The sequence below is a fragment of the Mesorhizobium sp. RSR380A genome (genome assembly GCF_054719385.1).
Map to the genome: position 1 here is coordinate 979,761 of NZ_JBTTIB010000001.1, position 12,198 is coordinate 991,958.

9 protein-coding genes are annotated in these 12,198 nt (G+C 63.9%); 2 read left to right on the top strand and 7 right to left on the bottom strand.

Translation table 11 applies throughout. The features are described from left to right. Window positions 1-186: 186 nt before the first annotated feature. The 6 genes from ACYG9Z_RS04770 to ACYG9Z_RS04795 form a co-directional block, all read right to left on the bottom strand. Window positions 187-1,683, bottom strand: a complete 1,497-nt coding sequence (locus tag ACYG9Z_RS04770; RefSeq protein ID WP_023736014.1) for a sugar ABC transporter ATP-binding protein — start codon at window positions 1,681-1,683, stop codon at window positions 187-189. Next, complete coding sequence (locus ACYG9Z_RS04775) at window positions 1,683-2,732, bottom strand: SMP-30/gluconolactonase/LRE family protein (RefSeq protein WP_023752947.1); 1,050 nt, start codon at window positions 2,730-2,732, stop codon at window positions 1,683-1,685. The genes ACYG9Z_RS04770 and ACYG9Z_RS04775 overlap by 1 nt, the downstream gene beginning before the upstream one ends. Further along, window positions 2,729-4,852 (bottom strand): ABC transporter permease, encoded by a 2,124-nt coding sequence (locus tag ACYG9Z_RS04780; protein ID WP_023752946.1) that lies wholly within the window; start codon window positions 4,850-4,852, stop codon window positions 2,729-2,731. Before ACYG9Z_RS04780 ends, ACYG9Z_RS04775 begins: the two co-directional genes overlap by 4 nt. Before the next feature lie 79 nt (window positions 4,853-4,931). After that, window positions 4,932-5,957, bottom strand: coding sequence for a sugar ABC transporter substrate-binding protein (locus ACYG9Z_RS04785; RefSeq protein ID WP_023668177.1), 1,026 nt, complete (start codon window positions 5,955-5,957; stop codon window positions 4,932-4,934). 59 nt (window positions 5,958-6,016) lie between these two features. Continuing rightward, entirely contained in the window at window positions 6,017-7,003 is a 987-nt protein-coding gene (locus tag ACYG9Z_RS04790) for an ABC transporter permease (RefSeq protein WP_023668176.1), read from the bottom strand. Window positions 7,004-7,275: 272 nt separating this feature from the next. Then, window positions 7,276-8,709: a DHA2 family efflux MFS transporter permease subunit gene (locus ACYG9Z_RS04795; RefSeq protein ID WP_023725434.1), complete on the bottom strand. Its 1,434-nt coding sequence runs from the start codon at window positions 8,707-8,709 to the stop codon at window positions 7,276-7,278. A 109-nt stretch (window positions 8,710-8,818) separates the two neighbouring features. Here ACYG9Z_RS04795 and ACYG9Z_RS04800 point away from each other — a divergent pair, with 109 nt between their 5' ends. Both ACYG9Z_RS04800 and ACYG9Z_RS04805 read left to right on the top strand, forming a co-directional pair. Beyond that, entirely contained in the window at window positions 8,819-9,820 is a 1,002-nt protein-coding gene (locus tag ACYG9Z_RS04800; RefSeq protein ID WP_023687938.1) for an ornithine cyclodeaminase family protein, read from the top strand. Continuing rightward, a complete protein-coding gene (locus ACYG9Z_RS04805) occupies window positions 9,817-11,325 on the top strand; it encodes an HAL/PAL/TAL family ammonia-lyase (protein WP_023752945.1) in 1,509 nt (502 codons plus the stop codon). Before ACYG9Z_RS04800 ends, ACYG9Z_RS04805 begins: the two co-directional genes overlap by 4 nt. Here ACYG9Z_RS04805 and ACYG9Z_RS04810 read toward each other — a convergent pair whose 3' ends face one another. Further along, window positions 11,326-12,129 (bottom strand): 3-methyl-2-oxobutanoate hydroxymethyltransferase, encoded by an 804-nt coding sequence (locus ACYG9Z_RS04810; RefSeq protein ID WP_023752944.1) that lies wholly within the window; start codon window positions 12,127-12,129, stop codon window positions 11,326-11,328. Window positions 12,130-12,198 lie beyond the last annotated feature (69 nt).

Sequence of the window (12,198 nt, forward strand, 5' to 3'; positions counted from 1 at the left end):
TAACCGGCTATTCCGATTCAGTTTTTGATGCTGACAGAACCATGGCGATTGGCCGAAGCATCTCAGCTTCGTCATTCACGGGCGAAGCAGGCGCGAAGCGCCGTCGCGGAGACCCGAGGATGACGAAGGCGCTGAGGCCTTCGCCAATTGGTGACGTATGCGCACCGTCAAACACCGACCGGCAACCTAGTGCACTGCCGCATACATGATCTTCTCCTCCGTCGCCTCCGCCGGCGAGAACTCCTCCACGATGCGCCCCTGTCGGCACACCAGAATCCGATCCGACAGGTTCATGATTTCCGGCAGGTAGGACGAGATCACCACCACCGCCAGCCCCTCATCGGCCAGCCGGTTGATGATCTGGTGGATCTCGGCGATGGCGCCGACATCGACGCCGCGCGTCGGCTCGTCGAAGATGACGATGCGCGGCTGCTGCACCAGCCCCTTGCCGATCACCACCTTCTGCTGGTTGCCACCGGAAAGCTCGACCACGCGGGCGTTGTCGTTTATCGCCTTGATGTTCAGCGTCTTCGTCCATTCTGCGGAAAGCGTGCGCATCTCCTGCTGGTTGATCACCCAGGCCTTTTCGCGGCCCGCCGCCAGGAGCCCGCCGAACAAATTCTCGGCAATGCCCATCGTCTCGAAAATGCCCTCGCTTTTGCGGTCCTCGGAGACGTAGACGATGCCGTCGGCGACCGCTTCGCTCGGCACGAGATAGCGTACCGGCCGGTCGTCCAGCTCGATGGCGCCGCCGCGCAGGAAATCGCGCTTGTAGATGCCCGACACGATCTTGAAGGTCTCGGTGCGGCCCGAGCCGATCAGCCCGAACACGCCGGTGATCTGTCCCTGAAAGATCGAGAAGGAGGTGTTGCGCACGACATTGCTCATCGAAATGTCCTGCACCGACAGCACCTTCTTGCCGGCCTTGCGCAGCTTCGCCTCGTCGCGCTGGCGGTAGATCTGTCCCGACAAAGTGCGCCCTACCATGGCGGCGACGATCTTGTCGCGATCGAAGGCCGATGTGTCGTCGGTTATGACCAACTCGCCATCGCGCAGGATTGTGATGCGGTCGGCGATCATTAGCGCCTCTTCCAATGCATGGCTGATGAAGACGATCGAGACGCCGTTCGCCTTCAGCCGCCGGATCAGTGCGAAAAAGTGCCGCTTCTCCTCCGGCGTCAGCGTCGCCGTCGGCTCGTCGAAGATGATGATCTCGGCATTGTGGTGAACGGCGCGCGCGATCTCGACCATCTGACGCTTGGCCGCGCCCAGCGTCGCCACCATGGCGTTCGGGTCGACCGGGAAGTTCAGCGATTGCAAAAACTGTTGCGCCGAAATGTAGGTGCCGCGCAGCCGGTTGAGAAACTTTTCGGTGCCGAGATAGAGGTTTTGCGCCACTGTCATCGACGGCACCAGGCTGGTCTCCTGGAACACCATGGCGATGCCGGCCTCGAGCGCCGCATGCGGCGAGGCGTAGGCGATCTCGCGGCCTTTGTGGAACATCTTGCCGGAAGTGGCGTCGACGACGCCGGCAATGATCTTGGTCAGTGTCGATTTTCCGGCGCCATTCTCGCCGAGCAGCGCGTGGATTTCGCCCTTGCGCAGTTCGAAGCTGACCTGTCTGACCGCGGGCACGCCGCGATAGTTTTTGGTGACGTTTTCCAGGCGCACGATCGGTTCCATCAGAGACCTCCTGCGTCGATGGCCAGCACGCAATCGCCGCCCCTGGAGGCGATGAACAGGCGGCCGTCCGTTTCCGCCACGCTGCAGATGCCATGGCGCCTGCCGTCGGCGCGGCTGTGCAGGCTGAATTGCGGCTGCATGTTCTGATCGAGCCTGACCACCAGCCCATAGGAGCGGCTCGGCGACCAGGGCTTGTGGATGCCCATGGTGCGGATGCCGCCGCATTGCAGCGGTTCGAGGAAGCTGCGATTGGAGGCCAAAGCCGGCGCGATCCAGTAGGCCGGCGCCACCTGGTCTAGCATGTCGCGCCGATAGTGGGTTTCCTGGAGAACGAATTCGATCAGCCGGTTGCGTGGCGCGAACAGAGCCAGCCACGCGCCGCCATCGCCGGCCGGCGCGAGGCGCGCGGGATAGCCGGGCAGATGCGTCAGCACGGTCGAGCGGCTACCGGTCGCACCATCGAAGCGAACGAGCTGGTGACGCCAGCTTTCGCTGACCAGCACATCCCGCCCAATGGGATGCAGCCCATAGGGAAAGGCGATCTCGCCGGCCACTTTGCGGAACCCGCCGCCGGCTGCGTCCCGCCTCCAAAGCGATCCGGACGCGCCCTTCTTCATCAGGTCGGCGGCCCATAGCGACGGCGCATGCTCAGCCGAGCCATTGGCCAGCCACAACGTGTCGTCCTCGGCATAGGCAAGCGCGGTGATGCAGCTGACGCCAGACGGCAGCGAAACCTCCTTGCCGGCAACCAGCAGCTTGCCGCTTTCCAACCCCACCGTCAGTTCGCCCGACAGTGATAGAGCCAGCGCCGTGATGGGGGAAAGAAAGGTCCCGACAACCTTCGGCTCCACCCCTGCGGCAAGCGAATATACCGCATTGCCGCTGGAAACGAGCAGCCGGCCATCGGCAACCAGAAGATTGTCGGGCTCCGTCAAATCGGCGAACACTGGCGCCTCGTCCAGCCGCGTGTTGGGACGGAAGGCACCGTCGAGCGGTGGGATGGTCACCGCCTTGCCACGAAACAGGTCGAGCACAGGATCGAGGATCATGGCTTCGCTCCCCAATAAGAAGCGGAACTGGTCCAGGTCGGGTCCGCGCCCGCAATCTTGTAGCGGCCGATGCGGTTGTTGAGGATGCCGCCGACGAACAGGAAACCCTTGTGCTCGCGCATCGAGGTGACCATCGGATGCGCGCCGCCGGTGAGGTCGCCCATCGCCTCGATAATGCCGCCCTTGTCGTTGAATTTCACCACGCCGCCGGTGTTGATGTTGGGGAACAGCCACTCGTCCTGCGGCAGCCGGCGCGTCATGCGCTTGCGCATATCGGGATGGCGCAGCGACAGGTCGAAGCTCGGCGTGCGCATGCCGAGCCATGCCATCCAGTAATTGCCGTCGGAGGCGCGGTTGATGTTGTCGGGATAGCCCGGCATGTCGCGGATGACGCATTCGGCGGCGCCCGCCTTCGGCCCTTCCAGCCAGTAGCGATGCACGCGGCAGGCCCAGCTCTCAGCGAAGAACAGCGACTTGCCGTCATGCGCCATGCACACACCGTTGGTGTAGCGGTAGCCGTCGAGCAGTGTCTTCGTCGAACCGTCCTTCGGGTCATAGACCAGCAGCCGGCCGGTGGCGCGGTTCTCGATCGAGTCCAGTGCCCAATCGTGGGCGTCATAGCGCTTGGTGGAGTCAGTGAAATAGATGCGCCCGTCCGGCGCGATGTCGCAATCATTGGGGTCGCGCAGCCGCGCATCGTCGACGATCGAGGTCCAGGAGCGCGACGTCTCGGCCGACAGGCGCTTCACTTCCCGATCCGGCGAGACGGAATAGAGCCCCATGGCGCCGACGCAGCTGATCAGATTGCCCGATTTGTCGAAGGCCAGGCCCAGCGGAAAGCCGCCGATATGGGCAAACACCTCCGATTTCACATAGTCCGGCGCGAAGAAGCGGACGATCTCGCCATGGCGCGTGCCGCAATAGAGGTGATCGTCGCGGTCGAGGATGACGTCTTCCGGCCCTTCCAACTCGCCGAGCCCGATATGGTCGGCCGCCGACAGCCGGTTGTCGAGCGCGTAGGGCGTGCCTGAGCCCGGCACCGCAGACTGTGTCTCGCCCATCTTGAGATAGACCGGCGCGACATAGACTTCGTTGAGCACCTTATGGCGGTTCTTCAGCCAGCGAATGTCGATCGTCACCGCCACCGCCAGCATGATGCCCAGCACCATCTGGTTGGTGCCGGTGCCATAGCCCAGCCGGATCAGCCCGTTGGTCATGGTCAGCACGATGATGGCGCCCATCAGCCCCTTGATGACCGAGCCGCGGCCACCACCCAGGCTGACGCCGCCGACCACCGCCGCCGTCAGCGCCATGATCTCAAGGTTGAGGCCGGTGCCCGGCCCTGCCCCACTCAGGCGGCAAGCGATCAGGAAGCCGCCGATCGAGGCGCAGAAGCCGGAAAAGACATAGGTCATGAACACGGTGCGGCGCACGCGAATGCCGGCATTGTGCGCCGAGCGCCTGGATCCGCCGACCGCCAGCACATGCCAGCCCGGCCGTGAGCGCGTCAGCGCGATATGGGTGACGATGGCAAGAATGATCGCCAGCCACACCGAGACCGAAAGCCCCCAGAAGGTGCTGTCGCCGATGAAGTCGAGCACATCGGATGTCGCCTGGGAAAGCTGCACGTCTGCGGCATAGGTGGTGACGAGAATATCGAACAGCGCCCGGCCAAAAATGAAGGTGACCAGCGTAGTCAGAAAGGCGCGCAGCCTGAGATAGCCGACGAGGTAGCCGTTGACGGCGCCGAAGATGAGGCCGGTGGCGAGCGATGCCGCCACCGCCAGCCAGATAGACTGTTCGAGAATGAAGAAGACATAGACGGCGGAGAAGCAGGACAGCGCGAAGATCGAACCGACGGACAGATCGATGCCGCCGCCCAGCATCACCACCGTCATGCCGGTGACCACCATCGAGAACTCGCCGAGCTGGCGGGTCGATTCCTGTAGCGAGGTCAGCTTGAAGAAGCCGGGAATGATCGAGCCGAACACGCTGAGCGTCGCCACCAGCGCCAGGAACGGAATGGCGTTGTCGGTCCAGCGTTTTGTCAGGATTTCGCCGACCAGATGGTCGGGCACGAGATTGTAGCGCCAGGACTGGAGGCGTTCGCGAAAGGACATCGGCGGCTGCTATTCCATGAGGGAACGAGGTGACCGGATTGTCCAGCCACCTCGTTTATTTCAGTCGAAAAAGCGCGGCTTACTTCGCCGCCGCTTCGGCCTGCAGCGCCTTCAGGTCCCAGCAGCTGTCGGGCTTGAGGTCGGCCTTGGTCGTAGCCTTCTCCAGTGTGTAGATGTAGGTGTGCGACGTGCCGGCCGGCTGGCCGCTCTGCAGCAGGAACTTGATGATAGCGTTCATGTCGCCGGACTGGCGAGCCAGATCGGTCATCACCACGGCGCCGTAAGTTCCGTCCTGCAATTTGTCGCAATCGGCCGCCTTCTCGCCGCCGCCGGTGGTGACCAAAAAGACCTTGCCGTCGAGCTTGGCGTCGCGGATGGCGGCGGATGCGCCGGTGGCGTCGCCATCCCAGAAGTCGATGATCGAGCAGATGTCGGGGTTCTGCTGCAGCATTGTCGTCGTCACGTTGCGCGACGTCGTCGGATCCCAGTTGGAGTCGGGCTTGGCCACGACTTTGAAGTCGGGGTGCTTCTCCAGCACCTTCATGATGCCGGCATACTGGTAGAGACTGGACGAGTTGGCCTGATCACCCTGCACAAGGCCGATCTTCTTCGACGAATTCTCGCCGCAGCCCTTGATCGCCGCTTCGGCCTCGAGTTGGCCGAGCCGGTCCCAGTCACTGCCGACAAAGGCGTCGGCCGGGAAGTTGGCGGGATTGTCGACCAGTATGACGTAGGTTCCGGCAGCCTGCGCCTTCTTCATCAGCTTGGAATAGGAGTTGAGATCCGGCGCATGGATGATCAGCACGTCCGGCCTTGTGTCGGACGAGATCGCGTCGGTGATCGCCTGTGCGCCGGCATCGACGACCCAGTTCGGATCGCGTGTTTCGAAGGTGCCGCCCCAGGCCTCGACTTCCGTCTTCAGATAGTGCGACCAGCCCTGCGCAAGGTCGAAGCCCATCGCCAGCGGCACCAGCATGACGCGCTTGCCCTTGAGCGCCTGCGCGTATGCGGCCGGGCCCGGATCGTCGGCGGCGAAGGTCGGCGCGACGAAGGCGGTAGCGGCCAGCGCCGTGGCGGCCGCCATCAGTGTTCTGATCAGTTTCATGTCACATCCTCTGTTTTTCACTTATTGCCGGCCGGTCCGCATGACCCGTCGGGTACCCCTTAGATGTCGCCCTGCTGCGCGGTCTGTTCGTCGCGCGGATTGATGATGCCGTCGACGATGATGGCTCCGAGCAGGATCGCCGCCTTGATCAGGTTTTGATAGAGCAGCGGAATGTCGATGATGGTCATCGCGTTCGACAGGATGCCGATAAGTGCAGCGCCCACCAGCACATTGCGCACTCCGCCCCGCCCGCCGGACAGGCCGATGCCGCCGATCACCGCCACCAGCACGATGTCATAGAGCAGCGTCGAGTTGACGACGCGGGTGTTGATCGAGTGCAGGCTCGACGCCGTCAGCAGGCCGGCGATCAGCGCGACGAAGGCCGAAACCACATAACGCAGCACCAGCATTGGCCGCACCGGAATGCCGATGTTGCGCGCGGCGACCGGATTGTCGCCGGCGAAATAGATGTAGCGGCCCCATTTGGTGTAGCGCAGGAACAGGAAGAACAGGAAGGCGAGCCCGGCGAAGACGAACACTTCGATCGGAATGTCGAGGAAACGCAGGCCGCCGAGCAACTCCACCCAATGGCCCTGAGGCACCGGCACCGCATCCTGCGTGATCAGTTGCGAGCGGACATAGCCGAAGACGAAGGAGCCGGTCGCCAGCGTCACGAAGATCGCCGGCACGTCGGCATAGGCGACGAGAAAACCGTTGAGCAGGCCGATGGCGAGCACGCCTGCCAGCACATAGGCGAAGGCGAGCCCATCAGGCGTTCCGGCGTTGAGCAATTGCAGATACCAGGCGACCGACATCGCCATGATCGCCACCGCCGACAGGTCGATGCCCCTGCCGATTATGACGACCGCCATGCCGAGCGCCAAAATGCCCAGCACCGACACCGAGCGGACGATGGCAACGAGATTGTTGGCAGCGATGAAACCAGGCAGCCCAATGGCAGCGGCGACGAACAGCACCACGGCGATGGCAAAGACAATGCCTTCCTGATTCAGGCTCCTGACATTTGGCCAGCCAATCGTGTTCATGTCTGCATTCGCCCCGATGGCAGCTCTGCCACCCCTTCCGAAGAAAGCTAATCGGCTCGGCGCCGCTTCGTCAAATGAATCCGCGCTCGGAACACCCGTTGGCAGTGATAATCTTCCAGTGGACGCACCGATTGCTAGAACTGGCGCAATCCTAGGAAAAGGCTGCGCTTTTGGCATTTGGTTGCACCATTGCGCGTATGCGCGAAGGTGCCGTTCTGAGGCGAAAGCACAAGGCGGAATTAATTGCCGCCTGAGCGGCGAAAATTGCGAATTCAGGTCCTGGACGTGTGGCCTGAAACTTCGGCGCCTGCACCGGGCGGCAGCACGAGGAACCGCAACGCCGCCGCCAGCCCGATGGCGCCGATGACCAGGAAGGCGATGCGAAAATCGACGAGGTCGAGCGCCGGCCGGTGCCTGACGATCTGCGACAGGTTCAGAATGGCAGCCGCCACCGCTACGCCGAACAGCATCGACATCTGCTGCAGCATGGACGACAAAGTTGCCGCCGAGCTGCGCTGCGCCGCATCGATATCGGCGAAGGCCAGAGTATTCAGCGCTGTGAACTGCATCGAGCGCGTCAGGCCGGCGATCAGCATCAGCGCTACCACCAGCGCCTGCGGCGTCTCCGGCGAGATCGCCGCGCAGGCCATGATCGAGGCCGAGGCGATCAGGCCGTTGACGACCATGACCGTGCGAAAACCAAAGCGCCGCAGCGTCGGCGTCGTCACCGTCTTCATGCCGAGATTGCCGAGGAAATAGGCCAGGATCATCAAGCCGGCATCGACCGGCGAAAGGCCAAAGCCGACCTGAAACAGCAGCGGCAAAAGGAACGGCGTGGCGTTGATCGCCACGCGAAAAATGGTACCGGCGGCAAGCGTAGAGATGGCGAAGGTCTGCACCCTGAACGCGCTGAGATCGAGCAGCGGATGCGGCGCGCGCCGGAGATGCCGCACCGCCAGCCAGCCGATGACGATGCCGGCGGCAACCAGCAGCACGGCGGGCAAGGCGCCGTCTTCCGGATGTGCGATGCGCTCAAGGCCGTAGAGCAGCAGCGCGAGCCCCAGCGACGTGAGGAAAAACCCCGGCCAATCCAGCGGCTTGGGATCGGCCGCGCGGTCGCCCGGAATGAAGCGCGCGACCAGCGCCAGCCCGACGAGCCCAAGCGGGACGTTGATGAAGAAATTCCAGTGCCAGGAGAGATAGGTTGTGATGAAGCCGCCAAGCACCGGCCCGACCACGGGCGCAAACAACGCCGGCCAGGTGATCAGCGCCGTGGCGTTGAGCAGCTCCGATTTCGACGCATTGCGCAGCACCAGAATTCGCCCGACCGGCGTCATCAGCGCGCTGCCAAGGCCTTGCACGACGCGAGCGGCAACGAACTGAGGCAGACTTTGCGAGAAGCCGCAGGCCAGCGAGGCCAGCGTGAACAGTACGATCGCCAGCAGGAAGATGTTGCGCGCGCCGAAGCGGTCGGCAAGCCAGCCCGACAGCGGCACGAACACTGCCATGGTCAGCATATAGGCGGTGATGCCGATGCTCATCGCCACCGCCGGCACGCCGAAGGATTGTCCCATCTGCGGCAGCGAGGTCGAGATGATCGTCGAATCCAGCAGCTGCATGAAAAAGGCGATGGCAACGATCAACGCCACGCGCCGCGCATTGCTGGCGGTTACGGCGGAGGCCTCGGTGTCGGGAACGGCAGTCATGGCGAACCGCGTTGAACAGCATATGGCTGGCCCCGTCCAGAGCTTATCCAACAAACTTCCGTGTCGGCTCGCAGCCTGTTATGGATGGGCGGGCGGCCAAGGACATTGCATGAAGCCTATCTATATCGACTACCTCAATGGCCTCGATATCGAAGCCCTGGAGATGACCGACGGCGAAATCATTGCCGCTGTCGAAGCCGGGCTTATCGCGCAAGGCAATGGCCAGACGGTGATCGAGCCGCGCGTCCATCTTGAACCCGCCCCTTCCTTCCATGGCCATTTCAACGTTCTGCGCGGCTACGTTGCGCCGCTCGATACGGCGGGCGTGAAAATCGTCGGCGACTATGTCGACAACTATCTGCACGGGCTCCCTTCAGAATTTGGCATTTTGAACCTGTTCGATCCGCGCACCGGCACGCCGCGCGCCATTCTCGACGCCACCGTCATCACCGACATGCGCACCGGCGCCGTCACCGCCATTGGCGCCAAACATCTGGCGCGCAAGAACTCCAAGGTGCTGGCCCATATCGGCGCGCGCGGCACCGCCTATTGGAATGTGCGCCTGCTCGACCATCTCTTCGACTTCGACGAGATCCGCGTCCATTCGCGCCGCCCGGAAAGCCGCGACGGCTTCGCCGCCAAACTCTCGGCCGATCTCGGCAAGAAAGTTACCGCGGTTGCCGACTGGGAAAGCTGCATCAAGGGCGCCGACATCGTCGTCGAGGCCTCGCGGCTGCCGGAGCCGCAGCCGCTGCTCAAGACCGAATGGATCAAGCCCGGTGCGCTGGTCGTGCCCTATGGTACGATGAGCGCGGTGGAGCTGTCATTGACCGACATCATGCAGAAAATGGTCGTCGACGACTGGGGCCAGTGCAAAGGCGGCAAGTTCGGCTCGCTGCGCGCCCATGTCGAGACCGGGCGGCTGAGCGAAGCGACGCTGCACGCCGAGCTCGGCCAGATCGCTGCCGGTCTCAAGCCGGGACGCCAGAGCGACGACGAGACGATCCTGTTCTGGCATCGCGGCCTGTCGCTGTCCGACATTGCGCTGGGCAAGGCGATGCTGGCCAAGGCTGCTGATAAAGGCATCGGCCAGAGGCTGCGCTTCGCATGAGCGCGCTCGTCCTCACCGGCGCCGGCGTCAGCGTCGAGGACGTTGCGCAGGTCGCCCGCGGCGGCCGCAAGGTCGAGGTTGAACCGACAGTCATCGAGAGGCTCGACAAAGCGCGAAAAGTGCTCGATCAGGTCGCCGCGTCCGGTCAGCAAATCTATGGGCTCAACACCGGGCTCGGCGCCAATCTCGGCACATCGGTCGAGGGCGATGCCAGCGCCTTCCAGCGCCAGTTGCTGGAAGGGCGAAGCGGCGCTGTCGGCGAACCGTTGCCCCAAGAGGCGGTGCGGGCGACCATGCTTGCGCGCGCAGCGATGCTGGCAGTCGGCGGCTCCGGCATTTCGCCGGCGGCTTTCACCGCCCTTGTCGATGCGCTCAATGCAGGCGTGCATCCGGTAATGCCGCAGTTGGGCTCGATCGGCGCCGGCGATCTCGTGCTGATGGCGGCGCTCGCCCGTCTGCTGACCGGCGACGGCGAAGCTGACTATCAGGGTCGGCGCATGCCGGCGGCCAAGGCGTTGATGATGGCGCGGTTGGCTCCGATCAGCCTGGCGCCGAAAGACGGCCTGTCGCTGATCAACGCCTCGGCGGTATCAGCCGGCACTGGCGCGTTGGTACTGGCCGACGCGCTGTCGGCCTTTGCGCAACAGCAGCAGGCCGGCGCGCTGACCATGGAAGGGTTTGGCGCCAACCGCACCATCCTCGATCCGCGCCTGCATCTGGCGCGGCCGGCAGCCTGCCAGCAACTCGCGGCCAAGGGCTTGCGCTACCTGCTTGCCCGCGACGAAGAGCCGGCGCCGACCACCCTGCAGGACCCGCTGTCGATCCGCTGCATGCCGTCGATCCATGGTGCATTGATCCAGGCGATCGACCAGGCGCGGCTGGCGTTGGAGATCGAACTCAATGCCGCCGCCGACAATCCACTGGTGCTGGGCGATGACGGGCTGGTTCTGTCGACCGGCAATTTCCACACCGCATCGCTGGCGCTTGCCTTCGAGACGCTCGGCCTGGCGATCGCGCAATGTGCCGCGGCAAGCGTTGCCCGCTTCATCCAGCTCGCCGGCTCCGGCCGCAACGGTCTGCCCAGATATCTGTCGCCGGTTGGCGGCGCCTCGGCCGGTTTCGTGCCGCTGCAAAAGACGGCAACGGCAATCCTGGCCAGCATCCGCCACAAGGCCAATCCGGTGATGCTGGATTTCCTGGCCGTGTCCGAAGGCGTAGAGGATCACGCCACGCAGACGCCGCTTGCCGTGTCGAAATGCGCCGGGATGATCGCGCTGTGGCGCCGGCTGATCGCCTTCGAACTGATGGCCGCCGCGCAAGCCGTGGACCTGCGCGACGGTCTCAAGCTGGCGCCCGGCACAGCAGCGGTCCATACCGCGGTGCGCGCGCATGTAGCGATGCTGAGAGAGGACCGGCCGCTGGGAACGGATGCCGAGGTGCTCCATGCCATGCTCGCCGACGGAACATGGCAAGGTGCAGCGATGATCGGCAAGGAGGCCGAGTAGTCAGCCCTTTGCGTCCACCCGTTTCATGAACAGGCTGAGCTCGGCCGGATCCATGCGCACGACATGCCTGTCTTCCGGATAGGCGCCGCTATCGACGTCGGCAACGTACTCGGAAAACGCCGCGACGCGTTCGGCCTGCAGGCGATCGTACTCGGCGGCGAAGTTGCGGTAGACCTTGGAATGGCGCGGCATGTGGCCCCGGTTCTGGCCAAGAATATCGTCGGCGAACAGATACTGCGCGTCGCAGCCGGTGCCCGCACCCATCGACAGCATGATCAGCGAGGTCCGTTCCGAGATCGCCTTCGCCACCTCGATCGGCACCACTTCGATCTCGGCGCCAAGCGCTCCAACGGCCTCATACTGCTTGACCGCCTCAAAAATCTGCATGGCGGTGTCGGCGGACTTGCCGACGGCCTTGAAGCCGCCGGTCCAGGTGGCGCGGGACGGAATGAGGCCGACATGGCCGATCACGGGGATCGCGTCGTCGGCGAGCCGCTTCACGGTGGCGAAACCGGCGCTGCAATAAACGGCGTCGGCTCCCGCCTTGTAGAGCCGGAACGCCCAGCGCAGGAAATCGTCCGCCGTGCCTATTTCATAGAAGTTCTCGCCCGGCATGGTGAACAGGCTGGGCGCCGCATCGCGATACTCAGGGTTGAGCACCAGCTCGGGCGGCACCGAGACGATATCGACCCCTGCCCGCTCGGCAGCCTCGGCCTCGTCCATGGTCAGGACGCGCAGCATGGTCAGCTGGCGCTTGCCCTTCATGGCGCGCAGATCGGCGACGGTCGGTCTCTTTCGGCTCATCGGGATGTCCCTGTTTGCTGGTTGATTTTCCCGGTCACCTTACCGGCCCCGTAACAGGCCGGATAGAAG